At 52.9% G+C, this 21,947-nt stretch carries 15 protein-coding genes and 1 pseudogene; 4 read left to right on the forward strand and 12 right to left on the reverse strand.

Features of this window, described 5'->3' with window-relative positions:
- Positions 1–94 precede the first annotated feature (94 nt).
- From ACMG4M_RS05905 to ACMG4M_RS05925, 5 genes are read right to left on the reverse strand one after another with little or no spacing between them, the layout of a single operon-like run.
- The gene (locus ACMG4M_RS05905) at positions 95–418 is read right to left on the reverse strand and encodes a hypothetical protein (protein WP_414430922.1); all 324 of its coding nucleotides are present in this window, start codon (positions 416–418) and stop codon (positions 95–97) included.
- On the reverse strand, positions 415–2,481 hold the full coding sequence (locus tag ACMG4M_RS05910) for a TniQ family protein (RefSeq protein ID WP_414430923.1): 2,067 nt from the start codon (positions 2,479–2,481) through the stop codon (positions 415–417). Before ACMG4M_RS05910 ends, ACMG4M_RS05905 begins: the two co-directional genes overlap by 4 nt.
- A 2-nt stretch (positions 2,482–2,483) precedes the next feature.
- Positions 2,484–3,455 carry a TniB family NTP-binding protein gene (locus ACMG4M_RS05915; protein ID WP_414430924.1) on the reverse strand — a complete coding sequence of 324 codons (972 nt, stop codon included), beginning with the start codon at positions 3,453–3,455 and terminating at the stop codon, positions 2,484–2,486.
- A gap of 12 nt (positions 3,456–3,467) precedes the next feature.
- The gene (locus tag ACMG4M_RS05920) at positions 3,468–5,447 is read right to left on the reverse strand and encodes an integrase catalytic domain-containing protein (RefSeq protein ID WP_414430925.1); all 1,980 of its coding nucleotides are present in this window, start codon (positions 5,445–5,447) and stop codon (positions 3,468–3,470) included.
- 16 nt (positions 5,448–5,463) lie between these two features.
- On the reverse strand, positions 5,464–6,222 hold the full coding sequence (locus ACMG4M_RS05925; protein WP_414430926.1) for a hypothetical protein: 759 nt from the start codon (positions 6,220–6,222) through the stop codon (positions 5,464–5,466).
- Between the two features lie 259 nt (positions 6,223–6,481).
- On the opposite strand from ACMG4M_RS05925, the gene ACMG4M_RS05930 reads away from it, so the two are divergent.
- Complete coding sequence (locus tag ACMG4M_RS05930; RefSeq protein WP_414430927.1) at positions 6,482–7,060, forward strand: hypothetical protein; 579 nt, start codon at positions 6,482–6,484, stop codon at positions 7,058–7,060.
- Positions 7,061–7,104: 44 nt separating this feature from the next.
- Here the strand turns inward: ACMG4M_RS05930 and ACMG4M_RS05935 are convergent, their stop codons facing one another.
- From ACMG4M_RS05935 to ACMG4M_RS05965, 7 genes and pseudogenes are all read right to left on the reverse strand, one after another.
- Complete coding sequence (locus ACMG4M_RS05935; RefSeq protein ID WP_414430928.1) at positions 7,105–8,211, reverse strand: BsuBI/PstI family type II restriction endonuclease; 1,107 nt, start codon at positions 8,209–8,211, stop codon at positions 7,105–7,107.
- A complete protein-coding gene (locus tag ACMG4M_RS05940; protein WP_414430929.1) occupies positions 8,201–9,979 on the reverse strand; it encodes an HsdM family class I SAM-dependent methyltransferase in 1,779 nt (592 codons plus the stop codon). Before ACMG4M_RS05940 ends, ACMG4M_RS05935 begins: the two co-directional genes overlap by 11 nt.
- Positions 9,980–10,146: 167 nt before the next feature.
- On the reverse strand, positions 10,147–10,551 hold the full coding sequence (locus ACMG4M_RS05945) for a hypothetical protein (RefSeq protein WP_414430930.1): 405 nt from the start codon (positions 10,549–10,551) through the stop codon (positions 10,147–10,149).
- Positions 10,552–10,605: 54 nt separating this feature from the next.
- Entirely contained in the window at positions 10,606–11,595 is a 990-nt protein-coding gene (locus ACMG4M_RS05950; protein WP_414430931.1) for a DUF3644 domain-containing protein, read from the reverse strand.
- Between the two features lie 8 nt (positions 11,596–11,603).
- Positions 11,604–12,137 (reverse strand): hypothetical protein, encoded by a 534-nt coding sequence (locus ACMG4M_RS05955; RefSeq protein ID WP_414430932.1) that lies wholly within the window; start codon positions 12,135–12,137, stop codon positions 11,604–11,606.
- A gap of 311 nt (positions 12,138–12,448) precedes the next feature.
- Positions 12,449–13,738, reverse strand: coding sequence for a ribonucleotide-diphosphate reductase subunit beta (locus tag ACMG4M_RS05960; protein ID WP_035248944.1), 1,290 nt, complete (start codon positions 13,736–13,738; stop codon positions 12,449–12,451).
- Positions 13,739–13,873: 135 nt separating this feature from the next.
- Positions 13,874–16,757: pseudogene (locus tag ACMG4M_RS05965) on the reverse strand (ribonucleoside-diphosphate reductase subunit alpha).
- A gap of 645 nt (positions 16,758–17,402) precedes the next feature.
- On the opposite strand from ACMG4M_RS05965, the gene ACMG4M_RS05970 reads away from it, so the two are divergent.
- The 3 genes from ACMG4M_RS05970 (at position 17,403) to glpK (ending at position 21,843) form a co-directional block, all read left to right on the forward strand.
- Entirely contained in the window at positions 17,403–18,125 is a 723-nt protein-coding gene (locus ACMG4M_RS05970; RefSeq protein WP_035249018.1) for a response regulator, read from the forward strand.
- Positions 18,126–18,160: 35 nt separating this feature from the next.
- Positions 18,161–19,777 carry an ATP-binding protein gene (locus ACMG4M_RS05975; protein ID WP_414430933.1) on the forward strand — a complete coding sequence of 539 codons (1,617 nt, stop codon included), beginning with the start codon at positions 18,161–18,163 and terminating at the stop codon, positions 19,775–19,777.
- A gap of 575 nt (positions 19,778–20,352) precedes the next feature.
- Positions 20,353–21,843, forward strand: a complete 1,491-nt coding sequence (gene glpK, locus ACMG4M_RS05980; protein WP_035248935.1) for a glycerol kinase GlpK — start codon at positions 20,353–20,355, stop codon at positions 21,841–21,843.
- The last annotated feature ends 104 nt before the right edge of the window (positions 21,844–21,947 follow it).

Genomic DNA, 21,947 nt, shown 5'->3' on the forward strand with positions numbered 1-21,947 from the left:
TTTTGAAAAAGTCAAATAATTCAATTAAAACAATGGCTTAATAAACCTAAAAGTAATTGGCTCGCTTGTTAGTCTTTGATTCAGAAGGGAGTTTCTAGCGACGATTTATCAGCTTCTCGACACCCTCAATCAGCATTTCTGAAAGCTCGTCACCCCCGTCGTAGTAAATACAAAGCAGACCTCGTTTATCTTTGAAGTCTCTAAAGATGGGCGGGTCAATCAGGTTCATTGAGTCAAGCGCAGCGAGGTTCTCAAGCATTTTCCAGACAGGGGGGAACCACCAAGGATCAATCGTGAAACTGGCATAGAATCGCAGGTTGAAAACCCCGCTTTCCCAGCTGAGTAGCGTCGGGAACTCCCTGTATAAATGGGCCACGATCTCCTCGTATTGCTCCAGGGTGGTGGGTACCTTTCTCATCCCGGCCTCCTGAATGTCTTGATTTGCTCGCAATCGAACAGGACGCGATTCTCAAAGAAGCCAGGGTGTCCTTCAGGTAGAGGGGTAAGGTGGCCTAGTCGTTTCCAGTTATGGATGTCCGCTGCGGTAGCCCCCAGAAATGCGGCGGCCTGTTGATCGTCCCAGTACCGGGAGAAATGCTTCTCCAGGATTGCGGCTTCCTTATGGTCGATACAGGCCGCCCCCTGGTAATTTAATGGCTTGGTTTTGAGCAATCGCCAAAGACGGCCCAAGACTCTTCTGGGGGTAACCCCGCATTTAACTGCGAGGTCATCCACCGTCACCATGCGAGCCAGCTTCCCCTTCATCTTGTTGACCTGCTTGCGAAGGAAGTAGTTACTTACTTTCGAGGAGGCATGCTCTGGACGTGTTGCCACGAGGTCTTGCTTATCTACCAGCTGATAGAGCTGCTGGGCAGTGAGTCCTAGTGCTTCTGCGGCCTCAGCGCCAGTCATCCAAAGGCTGCTATCCACTCTGGGAGCGGACTTGGGTCTGCGGCCCGAGGTGGAATAGCCCTCCTTGATGGAGAGCACTGCACTGAGGTCTTCGTTTTCGATGACCTGTCGAAGGAATAGGAAAACCGGACTGGAGTCGATCCCGGGCCCACTGACCGGCTGAATGCCGGCAAAGCGCAGCTTGTCGGTGATAACGGTCACCGAACTGCTGGTCAGAGAAGCAATGTCTCCGGCTGAGATGTATTTTTCCCGGAATGCATGCAGCTCCGCAGTCTTGTACAAGTACCGATTGTTTTTATTCCGCTGATGGTGGCCTGTGAGCAAGCCTGATCGCCTGAATCCAGCGATATACTGGCTGTTCACACCCAAAATGGATTGCGCCATAGCCAGTGTGGAGTCCCCCTCCGGGACATCATCGGTATACCCATCAGGTGCCACAACACGCCAGTCCTCAAGCCTCCAGGAATCGGCGGGTGCTGCCGTGAGGTCACCGGCCAGCAGGTCTGAGATCAGCTCATGGGTCTTGCGCTTGGTGCTTGCTGCGAGCTGAGTCAGTGTGAGGCTATGTGCCTTTGGGCTCGTTTGGGGGGCATAGCAGCTATACAGTCGTTTCAGCTCAGGAAGAAAAACCTGCCGCTGCGTTAGTGACCTTTTAGCCAAGGTGTTATCGAGCACCTGATTCTTGAGCAGCATCTCTACGGTGAGGGCTTTGCAACCAAGTGCGAAGCGCAGTTCCGTGTGGCCAAGATGGAAGCTATTTGGCAGGGATTCCGAGTGATGGGTATCAGGCAGGCTGTCGAGCATCTCGTGCAGTTCGGGTAAGGCCTGCTGAAGTAGCGGAGAAGAAGCTGAAGAGAGGGCTGCAACAAGCGCTCGTGACCCTAATGGGGCCGCTCCAGTTAGGTATGCGTTGAGCCTTTTGGCTGCCGGCAGGGGATCTCCCAGGATCCAGCTAATGGCAGGCTCTGCCCAACATTCTTCAGCAGAAATGCGTTCCTTCAGGAGTGCTTCCAGTTCCTGGTAGGCTGCCAGCGCGTCTGTTTTTCCGCTTCTGATCCATTCCTCGAGCTGGCGAGTAACCGCGAGTTCGGCCGGGCTCGCCTCTTCGGTATCACCAAACTCTTTGGTGCAGTGGCACCGGTTCAACCCAAAGCGGTTCCACCGCACGGGGTCTCCGCAGTGATTACAGTGCGTGCGGAGCTGCTTGCCGTGCCTGGTACAGCAAGTAATAAGGTGAAAATCATGGGTATCCGGAAGCCAGCCTTCTTGTGCGCAATCCGGGCATAGCGATGGATGCAGATACTCCAGCCACTTCTTGGCGTTTCGCGCCTTCGCGAGGGCGGTCGTGGACTTGGACGGAGCCCAATTCTGGGTATCCACCAGCGATAAGACAGGTGTAGGGAGGCCACTGTACAGCTTGTGGATACTCCCTTGAATGGAGCAGTTGCTATGGCCAAGCGCCATAAGGAGCGCGGAAGGTCGCTCCGTATGGGCTTGGCTCAGGCGGAGCAGCAAGCTGCCGGCGCTCTCACCCGGCAGCGCTTTGGGGAGAAAGGCGAGATTGGTCATGGTCAGGCGGCCTTCTTCTTGGCTAGGGTTTTAGCCATTAGGGCTACCAGGGCTTTTCGGTCAGCGGTAAATGGCTGCTCGTTACTGTCAAGTTTCAGGGTGCGACAGATAGCGTGAAAATCGCTTAGTGCAAGGGTGGTTTTACCTTTCCTCATGCCGTACTTGGCGCTTTCAATGATGATCTGATGGATTTCCCGCATCATGCCCTTTGAGGCAAGATAGAGCCGCTGTGAGAACTCAATCCTTTTGACATCATCCGCAAGGCTGATCCCGCAGTCGTCCTTGAGATATTGAAGGTACCTTTCAGCGGTTTTGTGCATTGGCGAATCAGTGGAATTAGGTGGGTGAAATTCCTGCAGAGAGATGTTCTTCACAATGCGAGATGCAGTTTGGGAGTCATTGTTAAAGAACTCATTGCAGTCAGCAGGTAGACCGAAGAAGACAACAGGGATTTGGGCTTCATCGATAATCTGTTTGATAAAGTTCCTGATGTGGATAATCTCCTTCTGACTCGCGCTTTCAAGAATGATGTTGGTCTCATCGGTGACTAGCATCCGAGTTTCAGCGTTCTTCAGGCCGTCAATTGCTTTACGCGTCAGGAGGCTTGTGGTGTTCTCCCGAGTGGTTGCTACCTTAAGGATGTGGCAGATCTCGAAGATGTACCCCTTTAGGGTGCATGCAGGGGGAACTCTGATTAAGGCGACAGGAACTCTCCACTGCGTGCCCATTTCCGTTTCAATTGCATGAGCGGGATGGTCGGCAACAAAATCCGTAAGAAGGGTGGTCTTTCCAACGCCCGTTTCGGCAGTAACCACATACGTTGAGCCCTCAGGAGGAGTTCGCTGAGGAGTTTCTGCAAGAACATCAGCTTCTTCATAAAGCTCTTCGAGGAGTGATAGGCATTTTCTGTAATCGCGATGTTTGATGCGACGTCCAGACAGGGTGTTAACGGCGGTAAAGTTGATCTTTCTCATGGATAAGTTCCCTCAGTAGTTTTCATATGAATCAAGTGGATCGTCGAAGACGTCGAGAGCAGGATTGTCTTCAGAGTTCGAGTGATCAATAAAGTCGGTGTAGTCAGTATCAGATTGAAAATTGGCTTTTGATGAGCGCTCAGCGGAATCACGCATCTGAGACTTCTTGCGGTTGGTGTATCTTCCCGCTCGAGCATCACCCTCAATATCCGTTTCTAGCTGGTATCTAAGACCTACCAAATCTGCATGATCTACGAGGGATCGGCGTTTCGCTCTTTTGCAGTCCTGCACCTTGGAATGGACATCCATTGTCAATCCATTTTGGTAAGCCGGATATAAGGGGTCACAGATAATGAACGAATGAGGATCCTTAGGGTCTGAGACGAAAACATGAGTAAGATCATGCTCGTTGTAGCGGAGAAGAACTTTAGGTGAGTGTCCGTTAGAGTCTGCTCTAACGGAAGCTCTTCTTCGCATCATCATGTCGAGTTCAGGAAGGCTTGGAGATGTCCAGAAAAGGTTGTCCAGGCGAACTCGGCTACCGTTAATTCGAACCATTTTTGATTTGGTTCCAAATTTTTGTGCTTCTTCGTATGGAAGCGTACGGGGCTCGAATTCTGGTGTGCTCACTTCTTCCTGCCAGAACCGATCAGGAATATCTTCAAGGCCACTATGATATTCATTGTGGTAGACCTTAAGGGCCTGCTCCCAACGTTTATTTAGTGTTTCGATTGTGTAAATCGCTTTTTTCGCGGAATCATAGTCGCCTCGATCCTTGGGGTTGGATTTTGTGGTGCCTGCCAGTAAATGGAAGAAATACTCATTGAATGTTCCAAAATGGCGCTCACAGAACGCTTTGATCGTTGGCGATCGTGGGGCTGCATATTCGACTCGAGTGCCAAATGTCTGGATCTCTGTCTTGACGCTTTTGTTAACAAACTCGGCGCCATTGTCGACCACAAGCATTGAAGGGACGCAGCGATATGGGTAACCGTCAGCGCCAATGGCTTGTCTGAAGACTCTCGTAAACTTTGCCGCGCTAGGGGCCGTAGAGGATAAATCCCAGCCAATGATGCAGCGGGTGCGGATGTCGATCATGATCATCAGCCAAGGGCGGTAGCAGAGTTTGAGCCTGTCGTCCTTTACCATTACATCTGCCTGGGTACAGTCCATCTCGACTCGACCACCAATAAAATCTGGTGAGCCAATATGCTTTCCATATCCGGCTAGCTTTCTAAGTTGATGTTTGCCGATGCGTTTGGTCATGACTGCATAATGATCTGCCTCCTCAATCCTTCGTACGAATGTTCGGTATGACGGGATCAAGGCTTTTGCCTCGACGACTCCAACATTGAATTCTGCTTGAGCTTCGGCTAGAAGAGTTCGATAGGCTTTTGTCATGCGTGGCCTGCGATCGCAGCTGTAGCTATTTAAAATCACTTTGGTGACTAGATTTTCGATGTGCTTAGGGTATTGTCTTGCTCGATAGTTTTTCCGGCTATCTCTCCGGATAAAGCAGCTGAAATCGCCGCATTGAATGAATTGACGTCGCCACTTTTCAACCGTGGCAAGCTTTTGGGGTGGCTTCGGATCCAGCTTGTGCTTACGTAAGAATTTTTTGTTCTGGCGCTTGCAGAATTTAAGGAATTCCTTGTAGGCCATCTGCTTGCTACAGCCACTATGTGCGATTGAGATTTTTACACCTGCGCAGCACCGTTCGAAATCTCGCCTTTCAGATGGTGAAAGATCATGGGCATCCATCAGTGTTTGCTTATGCGGTACCACATGGCGAGTCAGGGTTGCTCGGCCTTCTTCTCGTAGTTCAGCCAAGTGCGAAAGTGGAATGCTCCTCGTTTGATTGCCATTGACCTGACGAAGGCGCACAGCATCCACGCCGCCCACATTCAGGTAGGTGCACTCCCAGTCGATACCATCAATGTTCACTCGAGAGCCAACTCTGATATCGGTAATCTTGGCTTTGGTGCTTTCCATTGCAATTCTCCTTAAATCAAGCGAGGGCAATTTCGAAATTGGGGCCATAAGTGGTTGAAAATGAGGCCACGATTGAACCTGCAACGAGGCCGCAGGCCATGCCGTGACGGACAGTGTCCTGCCCTAGGTGTCTTAGTTCCTTCATTTGTGCTGTGCCGCCTAGGAACTTGAGTTCACGCTCTAGGGTGTATTTTGATTTGGTTAGGTCATGCTCTGGGGCGGAGAGGTATCCGTAGAGAAAGCGGTAGGCGTCCAGTCGTGGCTGAATGCGAATAACCTCATCGGTGACGACACGGAATTCGACCCCTTGCGCTGCTAGTGCCTGCCGCAGAACTGCATGGCGGTCGCGGTGAACTCTGGCTTCTGCGACTTGTTTGGGTTTGCAGTCCACCACGTAGGCAGGAGCGCTGTGTGGAAAAACGATGTGATCGGGGGTAAATGAGGTGAACCCATGCTCTAAGCCCCCTAGCAGTTTGCAGGGCTGGCAGACATATACTTCGACTTCGGGGTCAAACTCCAGTGTCAGGCAGTAGTCGGCTTCGAGTCGACCTTCCAGGATGTTTAGGTAGTCCTTCTCGTCCCCTAGCATCTTCCTGGCTTTTTGAGAGGAGTGGAGGACTTTGGCTGGGCCACCTTGGCGGCCATGGGGAATGCGAAACTGCGGGGAGTGCCTGGCGGCTTCAATCGCCGTATGGATGTCTTCGATGGAGAAGACGCTTTGGTGGCTGGTGTTTCTTTTGGGCGCACGGGTGCGCTTCGCTGACGATAAAGTCATCGACGGGGCTCCAAGTCATTTACATGCCAGAGTGAGCGCCGCCGATGTACGACGGCGTTTTAGTTAACGCGTATTCGTATTCGTATCTTCATCGTCTTTAAGTTCTCTAATATGCCGAGGGATAGTTGCCTCAGTTTTCCCACCCTATCACTTGCGATTTTGGTTGTCAAGACAAACTTCTTCTAAAGTTCAATATCGTGTGGATAAATGGCAGATAAAAATATATATTTTCTGGTATATAAAATATGAGTTGTGCGATATGAACCAAAAACTGGGCGATCTTGCTGAGATCTCGCTGGGATTTGCCGTGCAGGGTTCAGTGAAGCCGGATCCTGATGGAAATGTCCGAATAGTGCGCCCTGCCAATGGGAATGAGCGGCTGTCCATTGATTGGGAGGGTGTGGTGCGTACGTCTTTGCCGCCAAAGCGAAAGCTGCGCCACCTGCAGGATGGGGATGTGCTGTTCCAGGCGATAGGCAAGGAGCACCCGGCCTATCTGGTAGAGGGGCTACCTGAAGGCCCGCCAGCTATCGCCCATCAGCATTTTATACTGATCAGGTCGCATGCTGAGTGGCTGGATCCAGGGTTTCTGGTGCTGGTGCTGAACTCTGATTTGGCCCAGGGTTTTTTTCGAGAGAGGGCATCTGGGGCGAGTAGCAAGGTGATCAATCAGGGGGTTCTGAAGGAGTTTGAGCTGCCATGCCTGTCTCTTCCGGAACAGCTGCAGTGGGTTCAGCGCTGGCGGCAAAGGTGTAAAGAAATAGAGGTCTTGAGGGCTGAAATTGAGATGATCGATTCTCGGTTTCGTACGGATATTGGAAGCTCTCTTTATGGTTGATTAGGCAAGGGAGGGAGTGCAGCCAGGCTGGCTGCACTCTTTGCCTATGCGATGGGTAAATCTGACAGTTTGGTAGTTGCGGTTGGCGATATCAGATTGATGATGTTGTCTGGTTCGGTGGATAGCCATGCATATGAGTCCCAAGCTAAATCTGCAATTAGCTTCTTGAACGGGGGGGCACTTCGATCGAGAAAGGCCGTCATGAAGGCTAGTTGGGAAGGGTCAAAACCTGCTTGTGTGGCGACATCTGTTAGCGCTTCCTTTCTCATTTGGTTGATTGGGCCGTCAGAGGCTACAACTTCAACGAATAAAAAAAGCATGTCCTCGCCGTTTGCTTTGACTCCCAAGTCGACCAAGATTAGGTCTGGAAGAGCGCGTGATGGGTCGATGTTAAGTCCAAGGGACTGGGCGAGAGCATCATCCTTGATGCCAACCTTGTTTCCTGATTCAGACAGCCAAAGAACCTGAGGGTTCTTTAGAAAGCGTGGGGCGAAATGCTCGATAACAGCTTTTGAAATCTTGCTTGAAGGCCCGGGCTCCAGCGTCCTGATGCTACCATCGGGTAGGTTTATCGTGACGAATTGAGTATTGCCTGAATTGTAGTTTTTCATCAATTGGAGGCGGGTCATAGCGGCTTTTGACAAATGATTAGCCTGCCAGTCCTGAATGGCATTATTTAATGCTTTCCCAGTAAGCCTAGGTGAAAAGAGCTCAGAGAATGCCTTTTGTAGCGCATAAGTTGGTTTTGATGATGTGGTTGGGATCCCTTGCCTGACTACAACTGCTTGAACGGGGATTAGGCCTGTCCTGATGGTTTCATCCCTGACGGGTTCTCGACTGTTTGCGGCGTACCATGGTTTTGCAGGCTTCATTTTCTTATTTGAAAGCATCATCGCGACCCATGACTCTCTACTTTGCTCATCAGTCCGGTTTGCTTGCTCATCGGTCATGTCGGTGATTTGGCTTGGTCTAACCCATCGATCAGTACCTTCAATCGCTCCAGCATAAAAGAATACAAAAATAGTCTTGGCTGCCATTTCGCGAATTAGATAATTTCGGTGGCTTGTTCCGTCTGGGAAGATGGCCGGTAGGCGTTCAGTTATAATATCTAAAGAGGGGACTTCTGGTAGTGGCACTGCATTATTCTCCATAAAAGCAGGAAATCTTATAGTCCAGCTTGTCCTGGCTGGAGCCGTCATTGATTAATTTTTGCAGTTCAGTTATCTGTTCTTTGGTTGGTAAGGGCATGGCGTTCAGCTCATAAGCGGATACTGCAACGCTTCCGCTTATGGCTCGAAATGCTCTATCGACAGTAGGTGAGTTTAATAGTGTGCATATCGTTTCGGGTTTGATCTCGCTCGAGAGGTCTGCGTTTTTGTGAACTATATTAAGGTGATTTTCGATAACTGCACCCCCGCTTTGATCAAGATAGTCTTGCGGAATAAGGGCGGCAATAATTCTTCTTCGTTGCTCTTTTGCTGTTGTGCGCTGCAGTAATACGCATGAAGTTTCTGTTATTAGGTGTGCCTGCTTCTTGTCTACGGCAATAAAGGGGGCGTGCCCTCGTCGTTTGGGTTGAGGGTTAAAGCCGTCAGATGTAACGGATTCTGCCCACACTAGAGGCAGGGTGTCTTTGGCTGGCTTTTTCCGTAGCTGCTCTTTGTGCCGATTCCACACAAGCTGACCTGTTGATACTGAATAACCAATATCTCGAAGCCGTGTGGGCATAAGAGATAGATTCGATACAAAACCTACATCCTTGGCTGTTCTCGGTAAAACCCACGGATCATCGGTTTTGGGGGATTTGATACTTCCTATGGGTTCGGATGTTGCTGAGTTTAATCCCTTTGGCACTAATAATGAGATCTTTGTTTTCGCGCTTGATTTTTTCTTTTTATAAGTTGTCAGCAATGTTTCCTGTAGAACCCCATCAAAAACACCATGCCTGTCAGATACAAAATCAATGGCGCTAACGGAGCACTCGGAGGAAAGAACTTCTCGGAGAGATTTGAAATATTGTCCGCCAAGAAATGATGTTGGAGTCAAATATGCGATAACGGAGCCTGGCTTGGAAAGCCTAAGGGATAGGTCAGTAAATAACCCATATAAGTTGGCATGGCCATAGAGGGATCGGCTGTACGTTTCGCGCATGTCTTTGCTTAGTTTTACTTTCCCGTACGGGGGGTTTCCGATAACTAGGTCAAATTCTCCAAAGCCAGTTTCGCGAAGAGCATCGTTTACAGTTATTAACGAAGGTAGCCGTTTCTTGGCATTAACGCACAGGGGCATTATCGATGCCTCTAAGATGGCTTTGCTCATCCATGCTGCAAATGGATCTAATTCAATGCCTCGCAGCCTTGACGAAATGCTATCCAGCACTTCTCTTGGCGATGCTTTGTCCATGCTCCTAGCCATTCTTGTCGCAATTGGAGCCAGGAATGCTCCGCCGCCGCAGGCTGGGTCGATCGCTGTTCCTTTGCTGAAATCAAAGCCAGCAGCCTCTGCCATATCAAGCAATCGAGATACTAAGGGGGGTGGGGTGTAGTATGCACCGAGACTAGCTCTGAATATGCTTGGGAGCATCACCGTATAAACTGATCCAATGAGGTAGCCCGCGTCTTCTACAGGGAAGTCTGCTATTAAAGCTCCGATTTCATTTGCTAGTAGAGCTGCTCCAGATGGTATTTTCTCAGAAGCTTCAGGTGAGTGCTTGAGTTTTATTTTAGTATTATTGGTTTTACAGAGTTGCAGCCAATAGCTTTCAATAATTTTCGAACAGAATGATCGGGCGTAACTGATTCTTGTGTCATCGCCAGAGACGGATTCTGCAAGTTTTCTTGCGTCAACTTTGTGTGCATGATAACGGGCCAGCTCGGGGCTTTGTTTAGCCCCCTTTCTCTTGTTTGGCGCCATTCTCATCTGTGGTTTTCCTTGTTTGTCGGGTGTTGGGGCAAGCAGTGAGGCTGGATTTTTAAATAAGCAGAATCCTATACCCAATATGACGATCTGTAAATGTTAGTCCGCCATGCTTTGGAGGACGTGCCGGGAAATAGATATGGTTAAAATTTACAGATTTTTTATGTCTGTTATATAGATAATAATCCATAAATTATTACTCCTATCCCGAAAAGGCATTGGCATATTTGCAGGGTTCTAAACGCGAAGGTGTACCTTACTAATTTTCCTTGTTTTTCTGAATCTAGCCTGAATAGCTGACTTTTTTCTGAGAAGCCGCTTTCGATCTCTTTTATTGCGGGAATTGTTAAGTGCAGGAGGTTTTGGCTTCTCTGGTCTACGAGATAAAAAATTATCGCCATAATGACAATGAATGAGCCAAGCAGGCATAGCAGCCATGGGTTTAGTGATTTTTGGAGTGCAGTAAATACGCCGCCGTCGGCAAAGATTGATAGCAGAACAAAAAAATTAAACCCTTTTAATCGCTGTTCGGCGTTAAACTTGAAATGATCCCAGACAAATTGTGTTTCATCCATTTTTGGCCTCCATGCCGGTTTCGATTTTAATGCTGGGTTGTGTTGTGTATTTGGCTATTTCTTTGTGTAGTGCTTGTCAAACTCTTTTTGGATGTTTGTATTGTATAGTATCTTTTTTCCTCCTTTGGGGTTATTGGGGTTTAGGAATCTGGTGTGCGCCATTTTTTTATCACTCTCTAATGATTTTCTTATTTTATGGTATCTGCTGTTTACTTTAAAATCGCTATATCTTTTCCCTAGTCTTGTCGTAAGGATCTGATAGTCCCAGGGGTATTTGTCGGTGATGTCCTCCTCGGTTAAGTGAACTGCTGGTGCTCCAGGGTCGTTAGTTATTTTGACTGGAAGGCTGTCATCACTTCTGACTTTTTGAAATTTAACATCAATTTTTAGCGTGAGATTGTAGTCCTGGTTTTGCTCCTTGTCGTCGTACTCCTTTTCTTTGTTTTTGATGTACTCAAGAAGTCTCTTTTCGCTGGCGTTTAACGAAATCCCTTTTGCTGTGTCGAAGTCCCTAAAAAACGATAGAGGCATGAGATAGAAGTTGTAGCGTCCCAATACATTTCCAAACCAATCGGTGGCTAAGTGAAAGTAGTTCTGTAATGAAGCAGTTCCGAGTTCTTGTATTTTAATCGCTAAAACCAGATCGTCATTAATGAAGTGGATGGCGTTATCCCTAATCTCCGTTAATGCAACGAGGTTGTCGTTTACGGCAGGACTGATTTTGACGCCGTACTCATTTGTTATCACTCTGAGCGCTTCGAATAGGCTTATGGATAGTGGATTTCCTGATCTATTTAGCTTTCTGTGTTTGTTTTTTGATTTTTCACCGCTCTTTAGGGTTTTGTATTCCATTGCTATCAATGATGCGACTTTGTTCCCTGAAAGATTTAGAACCTTGGCTTTAAGTAGAAGCTCCCAAGCATTTATGCAGAGAACAGAGAAGGTTTCTTCCCTGTACTTGAAGTCAGGTTTGTTGTAGATCTCGACTGCTGAAAGCATTGCGGAGATTGATTTTTCTAGCATTAGTTTTGATCGTGACTTCATTTTATATCTTAATCTTCAGGGGGGAAATTGAAGTGCATGAGCCATACTTCATGAAAATTTGTGGTTTCTAATCCGTTATTAATCATCGTTCTAAGTAGGCCGAGTCGGCGGTGGCCTTCGATAAGCTGGTATGGCTCTTCCATATACTCACCAGGATGACTCCTCGGGTGTTCAAGGTCGCCTGCGTCAATAGCAACAATTATTGGTTGTGGGAATGTCCCGTTTTCGAGCATGTAGTCAGCTAGATACCCTCGTTTATAGGGTTGCTTGATAAACTCTTCGCCTACATAGTCGTACTGCTCTAGTTCTCCTTCTAGATGCATGATCTCGAAAACTTCATCGTTGTCGAATTGAACCAGTTCAAAGCCCCAGTTTTCTGGTTCATACCCTGACCATAAATCTATAAAAGTGTCATTGTGTCTATAGATCCATTGCTCAATTACGCATTCAGGTATGTTTTTTAGATGTTCTGGCCAGTTCGCCAAGTAGTCTTCAAGACCTTCTTGATCACCAATATCAGAAGCTTCTTTAAATGGGATCATAATTGCTTTCCATGGAGTGATTTATTCCTTGCCTGTTTTGATCTTAATGAATGCGCAAGGGTGTGCATACATGCTTCAGTGCGAATTCGGCGAGTTTGCACAATGACGAGTGGCTATGAGTTTGATGCGAAGGGAGGGCAGGGGCTAAGCAGGTTCTTGGAAGGACTGAAATGAAAGCCCGATATTCACGGGCTTTCAGGTGAGGGGTTGGAAATGGCAGGAATTTTGTAAGTCGTTGATCCATAAAGAGGGCACGCGATCCTCTAATGGCAAACGTGCCCTCTCTAATGGCAACTCACAGCTGTTATTCCCTATTCCCAGGACAGGGCGCCGCCCACCTGGTATTCGGTCACCCGGGTTTCGAAGAAGTTCTTCTCTTTGCGAAGGTCCATGATTTCGCTCATCCACGGGAAGGGGTTGTTCACGCCTTTGAACTGCTCCGGCAGGCCCAGCTGGACCAGACGGCGGTTGGCGATGAACTGCAGGTACTCTTCCATCATGGCGGCATTCATGCCGAGCACGCCGCGGGGCATGGTGTCACGGGCGTATTGAATTTCCAGCTCGGTACCTTCCAGGATCATCTGGGTGGCCTTGTCGCGCATCTGGGAATCCCACAGGTGCGGGTTTTCCAGTTTGATCTGGTTGATCACGTCGACACCGAAGTTCACATGCATGGATTCGTCACGCAGGATGTACTGGAACTGCTCGGCCACGCCGGTCATCTTGTTGCGGCGACCCATGGACAGGATCTGAGTGAAGCCGCAGTAGAAGAAGATGCCCTCCAGTACGCAGTAGAACGCGATCAGGTTTTCCAGCAGGGCCTTGTCGGTTTCCACGGTGCCGGTCTTGAATTCCGGATCGGACAGGTCGCGGGTGTATTGGATGCCCCATTGCGCTTTCTTGGCGACGGAGGGAATCTCTTGATACATGTTGAAGATTTCGCCTTCATCCATGCCCAGTGATTCGATGCAGTACTGGTAGGCGTGGGTGTGAATGGCTTCTTCAAAGGACTGACGCAGGATGTACTGGCGGCACTCCGGGTTGGTGATCAGGCGGTAGATGGCCAGCACCAGATTGTTGGCGACCAGGGAATCGGCGGTGGAGAAGAAACCCAGGTTGCGCTTGACGATACGACGCTCGTCGTCGGTCAGGCCATCGGTTTTCTTCCACAGCGCCAGGTCGGCGTTCATGTTCACTTCCTGGGGCATCCAGTGGTTGGCGCAGCCATCCAGGTATTTCTGCCAGGCCCAGTCGTACTTGAACGGTACCAGCTGGTTCAGGTCGGCACGGCAGTTGATCATGCGCTTGTCGTCGACTTCCACACGGCCGGCGGTGCCTTCGAGCTCGGCGACGCCTTCACTGGCATCCATTTGCGACACGGTGGCGCGGGCGCGGGCTACGGCGTCGGTGGTGTCTCGTTCTGTTCGTCCTTGTCGCTGTTCGTCGGCTCCGCCTGTAATCGGCGCACTTCCCGCTCCCGGTGCTTTAGCTTCAGGTGCCGCTTGGTCAGATACCGTCTCAGGTTGCGGCGGCGTTGCGGGGCTTGGCTGCGGTTTGGCGACAGGCGTCTCTTGCGCATTAAATTCGTCCCAGTTCAGCATGTGCTCTCTCCATATTCTTTCAGGGATGACGCCGTGGCGTCATCGATGGTGCATTGTTTTAAGTGGCTTGGGGTCGGCAGCTGGACGCCTGGCGCTCGAAGAATGGCAAGCGTCGAGCGTCCGGCAGCTGGCACCTTACTGACAAGCCTCGCAATCCGGGTCATCAATGGAGCAGGCCTGCGGTACGTCAGCGGCCTGGTTGAATTCGGCAGGGGCTTGTGGGGCTGCGGAGACCCGGTTGAGCTTGCCGTCATTGATGGTGGATTTTTCCGTTTGGGTTGCCCCGATGGCACGCAGGTAATAGGTGGTTTTCAAACCCAGTAACCAGGCCATCTTGTAAGTCACGTCCAGCTTCTTGCCGTTGGCTTCGGCAATGTACAGGTTCAGCGACTGAGCCTGATCGATCCACTTCTGGCGACGGCTTGCCGCTTCCACCAGCCAGCGCGGTTCCACTTCAAAGGCGGTGCGGAACTGCTCTTTCAGATCGGCTGGAATCCGTTCGATGGGCTGTGCGGAACCATCGTAGTATTTCAGGTCGTTAACCATCACGTTGTCCCACAGGCCGCGATCTTTCAGTGCCTTCACCAGGTAAGGATTGACCACGGTGAACTCGCCGGACAGGTTCGATTTCACATACAGGTTCTGGTATGTGGGCTCGATGGACTGTGAAACCCCGGTGATGTTGGCGATGGTGGCGGTGGGGGCGATGGCCATGACGTTGGAGTTACGCATGCCTTTCTTTGCCATTTCCCGCACGTTGTTCCAGTCCAGGGACTGGCTGCGATCCACCTTGCAGTATTCCTCGCCACGTTGCTTGACCAGAATGTCGATGGAGTCGATGGGCAGTATGCCCTGGCTCCACAGGGACCCTTCGAAGGTCTGGTAGGCGCCACGCTCTTCGGCCAGTTTGGCGGAGGCCTGGATGGCGTAGTAGCTCACTGCTTCCATGGAATTGTCGGCGAATTTCACCGCGCCTTCGGAGGCGTAGCTGATGCCCTGCTTATACAGCGCGTCCTGGAAGCCCATGATGCCCAGCCCGACCGGGCGGTGCTTCATGTTGGAACGTTCTGCCTGGGGCACGCTGTAGTAGTTGATGTCGATCACGTTATCGAGCATGCGCACGGCGGTGTTGATGGTGCCTTGCAGCTTCTCGATATCCAGGCCGTTTTCGTCCACGTGCTGGGCCAGGTTCACGGAACCCAGGTTACACACGGCGATTTCTTCCTGGTTGGTGTTCAGGGTGATCTCGGTGCACAGGTTGGAGGAGTGCACCACGCCTACGTGCTGCTGCGGGCTGCGCAGGTTGCACGGATCCTTGAAGGTGAACCAGGGGTGGCCTGTTTCAAACAGCATGGAGAGCATCTTGCGCCACAGGTTGATGGCGGGGACGCGCTTGAACAGCTTCATTTCGCCGCTGCGGGTTTTCGCTTCGTATTCCAGGTACGCCTTCTCGAACGCTTCGCCGTACAGATCGTGCAGGTCCGGGGCGTCGTTGGGGCTGAACAGGGTCCACTCTTCTTCGTTGATCACGCGCTTCATGAACAGATCGGGAATCCAGTTGGCGCTGTTCATGTCGTGGGTGCGACGGCGGTCGTCACCGGTGTTCTTGCGCAGCTCCAGGAATTCTTCGATATCCATGTGCCAGGTTTCCAGGTAGGCACAAACGGCGCCTTTACGCTTGCCACCCTGGTTAACAGCAACGGCGGTATCGTTGACCACTTTCAGGAACGGCACCACACCCTGGGAGCGACCATTGGTGCCCTTGATGTAGGCGCCCAGTGCACGCACCGGGGTCCAGTCGTTCCCCAGGCCGCCGGCAAATTTGGACAACATGGCGTTGTCCTGAATGGCGCCATAAATGCCGTGCAGGTCGTCGGGCACGGTGGTCAGGTAGCAACTGGACAGCTGCGGGCGCAGGGTGCCGGCGTTGAACAGGGTCGGCGTGGAGCTCATGTAGTCGAAGCTGGACAGCAGGTTGTAGAACTCGATGGCACGGGCTTCGCGGTTGTCTTCTTCTACCGCCAGGCCCATGGCCACACGCATGAAGAAGCACTGGGGCAGCTCGATGCGGGTGTCGTTGTGGTGGATGAAGTAGCGGTCGTACAGGGTCTGCAGGCCCAGGTATGAGAACTAGCAGGTCGCGGTTGCCATCCAGAGCGGCGCCCAGCTTGTCCAGGTCAAACTCGGCCAGTTTCGGTGACAGCAGTTCCAGCTCGATGCCTTTGCCGATGTAGGCTTTCAGGGCCTCGCCGTAGAGCGCATTCATCTCGTCATGGCTGGCACGCTCGGCCACGTTCAGGAACTGCAGGGCTTCGGCGCGGATCTTGTCCATCAGCAGGCGCGCAGTGACCTGGGAGTAGTTGGGCTCCACTTCGATCATGGTGCGGGCGGTGATCACCATAGAGGTGTTCACGTCATGGATAGACACACCGTCGTACAGGTTCTTCACCGTTTCGGTGATGATCTTGTCGGCGTTCACGTCTTCCAGGCCGGAGCAGGCAGCGCGAATCAGGTGCTCCAGGCGTGCCATGTCCAGCGGTGCCTTGCTGCCGTCTTCCATGGTGACGGACATGTCTACCTGGTGAGTGGGCTCGGGCAGGTCGTGGCTTTGTTCGGCGCGCTTGGCGGCCTGGCGTTCACGATACAGCACGTAGTCACGGGCGACTTTCTGCTCGCCGTTACGCATCAGGGCCAATTCTACCTGGTCCTGAATTTCCTCAATGTGGATGGTGCCGCCGGAGGGCATGCGACGCTTGAAGGTGGCGCTGACCTGCTCGGTGAGGCGCGCCACGGTTTCATGGATACGTGAAGAGGCGGCAGCGGTGCCACCCTCTACCGCCAGAAACGCCTTGCTGATGGCCACGGTGATCTTGTCGTCATCGTAGCCGACCACTTTGCCATTGCGTTTGATAACGCGAAGCTGGCCCGGGGCGGTGCTGGCAATGGACTGGTCCTGGCCGCTGTCGTCGCCTGCCGGGGAGCCCGTGTGGTTGGGGTTTTGGCTCATATCCGTCTGCATGGTGCGCTCTCCGTTGTTTGTGCTGTTCTGTCTGTTGTCGGGTTTGTGTGGTGGTGCCGGCGTGGTCTGATGCCGCGTATGGCACACCACGCAAAACGCCACAGCCGTCAGGCCATGGCGCAGTGAAATCTGTGTTGGATGGTGCCTGGTGGTCGAATTTGGATGTGGACCACTATATCTTGTGTCTTGTCCATGACGATGATCTTGCCCCTGGTAGCCCGAAAAGCTCTAAATGGCTGATGTGGCTATATTTTTCGGTACGCTGGATAGTGTTATCCCGGGGTGGCGGCAATTTTACAAAAACCCAATATGTTGGGGTCGCCGCCTGACTTCAGTACAAGTTATAGTTGCGCTCCCGGATTTGCAAGCACTTCGCCTGGGGAAATTTTGTGGATAAGTTGTGGACCAATGTGGGTGCATTTGGGGCGCGCTTTTCCGGGGCATGCCAGTACTAGATATTGTGTTTGTCAACTGTAAAAACTCTGCCGTGAAGCGGCTTCAGTGTACCTTTGGTATCAGCAAGGTTGCCGTGGACAGTGTCTATGCGTATAAACACCTGATAGGGATACGTTTGTTACAGTTTGCCGCCTTGTGCACTGTGTACGACGACAATAATGATACGAAGTGAAAAAGGATAAGGACGGGATGACAACGGTGCAGGATAACCCGCCAGCAATCATGATCGTGGAAGACGACGAACGACTTGCCGATCTTACCTGTGAATATCTGCAAACCAATGGTCTCAATGTGACGGTGGTCAGCGATGGCGAAGAAGCCATTCGTCGCATTCGTGCCGAGCAACCGGATCTGGTGGTACTGGATTTGATGTTGCCCGGAGCCGACGGCTTGACCGTCTGCCGCGAGGTTCGCAGCGCCTACAAAAATCCCATTCTCATGCTCACCGCCCGTACCGATGATATGGATCAGGTACTCGGCCTGGAGATGGGGGCCGATGATTATGTGGCCAAACCGGTAAAACCCCGGGTACTGCTGGCGCGCATTCGTGCCCTGCTGCGCCGGGTGGAAACCGACAACGAACGTGACAGCTCACCGGCGCGGCTGGAATTTGGCGCCCTGGTGATCGATAACTCCGCCCGGGAAGTGACCCTGGCCGGGGAATCGGTGGACCTGACCAGTGCCGAGTACGATCTGCTCTGGCTGCTGGCCTCCAACGCGGGCACGGTGCTGTCCCGGGAAACCATCTTCGAGAAGCTGCGTGGCATTCAGTATGACGGTCAGGATCGCTCCATCGATGTGCGTATTTCCCGTATCCGCCCGAAGGTAGGGGATGACCCGGAAAACCCCAAGCGTATCAAGACGGTACGATCCAAGGGCTATCTGTTCGTCAAGGAAATCGGCGCGGCCTGAGCGTTTCTGTGCCGTGGCGTGATGCTGGGTGACGCTTGAATAGTATTTTCCTGAGGCTCTACGGTGGCTTGCTGCTGGCGCTGTGTTTTATCGGCGCCATCACCTATGCCGCCGTACAGCTGGTTAACAGCTACCGCTCGGATATCTACCGGGAAGAAATGGCGCGGGGTACCTTCTACCTGATGGCGGAAGGGTACCAGCGCTATGAACCCGGTGAGCGTGACCGCTGGAGCCAGGTGCTCAGCAAGCTGTTCAATGCGGATATCCAGCTGCAGTCTGCCGCAGAGCTGGAGTTGGGCTACCGGGAAACCCTGCACCTGGAAGACGGCCTGGTCGTCATGCGCCTCAATGAGCAAAAAGGGTATGCCGATATCCTTTTTCAGCTGCCTGGTGAGCCGGAGTACATCACCACCCGTATGACCAAGGTGTCAGAGCAGCAGGCCCGGGCCACTGCAGTGCTGGTGCTCAACCACCTTTCCCTCTTCCCCGAAGACGAATGGGAGCTGGCCCTGGGGCGGCTCCAGCAGCACTTCGGTTACCCCCTCAGTCTGGTGTCCCGGGACCATGTACCCCTGGATCCGGAGCAGGAACAGCGCCTTAACCGCCGCGAAGTGGTGATCGGCCTGGATGACAGCACCCGCAGCGACTCCAGCATCCGCATTTATGCGCCGGTGGCAGACACTGGCAAATTGCTGGTGATTGGGCCTCTTAGTCTGTTCGACCAGTTTCCTATCGAGCTGCTGCTGGTGGCCGGTATTCTCAGCCTGTTGGCGGTGGCATTGGCAACCTACCTGCAGGTGAGCCCCCTGCAACGCCGCCTCAAGCAGCTTGACCAGGCGGTGAGTCAGCTGGGCAGCGGTGACTTGGGGGCCTATGCCAATATTGAAGGTAACGATGCCATTGGCCAGGTGGCGGCCACCTTTAATGGGATGACAGCGCATATACGTCGCCTCATTGAATCCCAGCGGGAAATGACCCGGGCGGTGAGCCATGAACTGCGTACCCCGGTGGCGCGGTTGCGTTTTGGTTTGGAGATGCTGGCGGATATTGAGTCGGCGGAATTACGCCGGGAAAAACTCAATGCCCTGGATCATGACATTGAGCAGCTGGATCAGTTGATCGACGAAATCCTTACCTATGCCCGCCTGGAACAGGGCACCCCCAATATCGAATTCAAACCGGTGCTTCTGGGCGAGCTGTGCGAACAGTTACGCGAAGAGCTGGAAACCATTCGCGGCGACACCGTGATCACCGTGGACTGTGATCAGCCCACCCTGGAAGTGGAAGCGGAAGAGCGCTACCTGCACCGGGTATTGCAGAACCTGGTCACCAATGCCCTGCGTTACGCCGGTTCACAGATCGTCATGGTGGTTGATGGCGACGAAGACCAGGTCATTATTCATGTTGATGATAACGGCCCGGGCATTCCCGAGCATGAGCGGGAGCGAGTGTTCAAGCCCTTCGCCCGGCTGGACAAGAGCCGCCACCGCGCCAGCGGGGGTTATGGCCTCGGCTTGTCCATCGTCAAACGGATTGTGGATTGGCATGGTGGTGACATCCGTGTGGACGAGAGCCCCATGGGCGGTGCCCGGTTTACCATCATCCTGCCGCGTAGCCAGCAAGGCCAGCATGTGCTGGGGCGTGTGAACTGAGCTACGAGCTACGAGCTACGAGCTACGAGCTACGAGCTACGAGCTACGAGCTACGAGCTACGAGCTACGAGCTACGAGCTACGAGCTACGAGCTACGAGCTACGAGCTACGAGCTACGAGCTACGAGCTACGAGCTACGAGCTACGAGCTACGAGCTACGAGCTACGCTCGTAGGATAGGGAAAGGGTGGAAAGTTCCCGGTGTCTCTTCATTTCTACGAAGCCGCTGTAGGAACGGAGCGTAGCGGAGTAACGCACGTAGTTCCGTGCGGCCCGAAGGGTGAGCGAAGCGAATAAACTGCTTGCATGGCGAACCGCGCTTGCGCGGAAATCGACCGAAGGGCGATCAGGGCTTTCAAAGCGCAACAGATGTCGACAACCAGCATCGTAGGGTGGATTACGCCTTCGGCTAATCCACCCTCCGTTCAAGTGCTCCTAAATAGCCGATAAGGTCTATCCGGTTGTCCGTTATCGTTCAATCTGTCATCAGGGCTTCATGTAAAATACGGTTCTCGACGCACCCAAGAGGCGTCTGTCTATCCAGCCACCAATACTGATAACAGGGTTAGCTGAGCCATGTCATATATCCTTTCCATTGACCAGGGCACCACTAGTTCCCGCGCCATTGTGTTCGACAGCAGTGGCCGGGCCTGTGGGCAGGCGCAGAAAGAGTTCCGCCAGCATTTTCCCCATGATGGCTGGGTGGAACACGATGCTATGGAGATCTGGAACGATACCCTGGCCCTGTGTCAGCAGGCTCTGCGTAACGCCCGGGTAGAGGCCCGGCAGCTGGCTGCCATCGGTATTACCAACCAGCGGGAAACCACCGTGCTGTGGGACCGCAGGACCGGGGATCCACTTGCCAAGGCCATTGTCTGGCAGGACCGGCGCACCGCCTCTGCATGTCAGAGTCTGCGGGATGCTGGCCATGAAGACATGGTGCGGAACAAGACCGGCCTGTTGCTGGATCCGTATTTTTCCGCCACCAAACTGGCCTGGCTGCTGGATAATGTGCCCGGCGCCCGTCCGCGCGCCGAGTCGGGGGAACTGGCGTTCGGCACCATCGACTGCTGGCTGCTCTGGCAGCTGACCCGTGGCAAGGTGCATGCCACCGACGCCACCAATGCTTCACGTACCCTGTTGTTCAATATCCATGAGCAGGTCTGGGATACGGCACTGCTGGAGCTCTTTGATATTCCCGCAGCGGTGTTGCCGGAGGTGCGTGACAGCGCCGGGGAATTCGGGTCCACCTGCCCCGAGCTGTTGGGCGCAGCAGTGCCAGTGGCCGGCATTGCCGGGGACCAGCAGGCGGCGCTGGTAGGGCAGGCCTGTTTTCAGCCGGGCATGGTAAAAAGCACCTATGGCACCGGCTGCTTCATGGTGATGAATACCGGTGAGGCAGTGGAATCTCATAATCGCCTGCTCACGACCGTGGGTTACCGGCTCAACGGCAAAACCACCTATGCCCTGGAGGGCTCCATCTTCGTGGCCGGTGCAGCCATCCAATGGCTGCGCGACGGCCTTAATCTGATCCGTGATGCCAGCGAAACCGAAGCGCTGGCACGCCGTGCCGGTTCCGCCGGTGGCGTCTATCTGGTGCCGGCCTTTACCGGCCTCGGTGCTCCCTGGTGGGACCCCCACGCTCGTGGCGCCTTGTTGGGATTGACCCGCGATACCGGTATTGCCGAGGTGGTAACGGCGGGGCTGGAAGCGGTGTGTTATCAGTCCCGGGACTTGCTGGATGCCATGGCAGCGGACTGCGGTACCCGGCCCACTACCTTGCGGGTGGATGGTGGAATGGTGGTCAATAACTGGCTCAGCCAGACCCTGGCGGATGTGCTGGGTGTTTGCGTGGACCGGCCCATGGTCACCGAGACCACGGCGCTGGGGGCGGCCTATCTGGCGGGTCTGGGCGTGGGTCTGTACGACTCTCTGGATGCCGTGGCTGAGCAGTGGCGCTGCGAGCGGGAGTTTACGCCGCTACTGGAAGAAGGGGAGCGCCAACGTCGCTACCAGGGATGGCGTGAGGCGGTGGCACGGGTCTGCCAGAGCCCGGCTGGTGAATAAGGTCCTGAGGTAAGTGCCGGAAAAATCAGGGACTTTTGTGCCACTTTTTTCATTGGCATGGCGATGGACGGTCCGGTTTCAGGGATGAAAACTGTGACGCGGTA

Origin of the sequence: Alcanivorax sp. IL3, from assembly GCF_047495465.1 — a bacterium.
Taxonomy (GTDB): domain Bacteria; phylum Pseudomonadota; class Gammaproteobacteria; order Pseudomonadales; family Alcanivoracaceae; genus Alcanivorax; species Alcanivorax jadensis.

Coding starts and splice junctions, on each gene's coding strand:
- ACMG4M_RS05960 (WP_035248944.1), bottom strand. CDS start 13,738: ATGCTGAACTGGGACGAATTTAATGCGCAAGAGACGCCTGTCGCCAAA.
- glpK (WP_035248935.1), top strand. CDS start 20,353: ATGTCATATATCCTTTCCATTGACCAGGGCACCACTAGTTCCCGCGCC.
- ACMG4M_RS05945 (WP_414430930.1), bottom strand. CDS start 10,551: ATGGATGAAACACAATTTGTCTGGGATCATTTCAAGTTTAACGCCGAA.
- ACMG4M_RS05905 (WP_414430922.1), bottom strand. CDS start 418: ATGAGAAAGGTACCCACCACCCTGGAGCAATACGAGGAGATCGTGGCC.
- ACMG4M_RS05940 (WP_414430929.1), bottom strand. CDS start 9,979: ATGAGAATGGCGCCAAACAAGAGAAAGGGGGCTAAACAAAGCCCCGAG.
- ACMG4M_RS05920 (WP_414430925.1), bottom strand. CDS start 5,447: ATGGAAAGCACCAAAGCCAAGATTACCGATATCAGAGTTGGCTCTCGA.
- ACMG4M_RS05915 (WP_414430924.1), bottom strand. CDS start 3,455: ATGAGAAAGATCAACTTTACCGCCGTTAACACCCTGTCTGGACGTCGC.
- ACMG4M_RS05955 (WP_414430932.1), bottom strand. CDS start 12,137: ATGATCCCATTTAAAGAAGCTTCTGATATTGGTGATCAAGAAGGTCTT.
- ACMG4M_RS05935 (WP_414430928.1), bottom strand. CDS start 8,211: ATGGAGAATAATGCAGTGCCACTACCAGAAGTCCCCTCTTTAGATATT.
- ACMG4M_RS05950 (WP_414430931.1), bottom strand. CDS start 11,595: ATGAAGTCACGATCAAAACTAATGCTAGAAAAATCAATCTCCGCAATG.
- ACMG4M_RS05970 (WP_035249018.1), top strand. CDS start 17,403: ATGACAACGGTGCAGGATAACCCGCCAGCAATCATGATCGTGGAAGAC.
- ACMG4M_RS05910 (WP_414430923.1), bottom strand. CDS start 2,481: ATGACCAATCTCGCCTTTCTCCCCAAAGCGCTGCCGGGTGAGAGCGCC.
- ACMG4M_RS05930 (WP_414430927.1), top strand. CDS start 6,482: ATGAACCAAAAACTGGGCGATCTTGCTGAGATCTCGCTGGGATTTGCC.
- ACMG4M_RS05925 (WP_414430926.1), bottom strand. CDS start 6,222: ATGACTTTATCGTCAGCGAAGCGCACCCGTGCGCCCAAAAGAAACACC.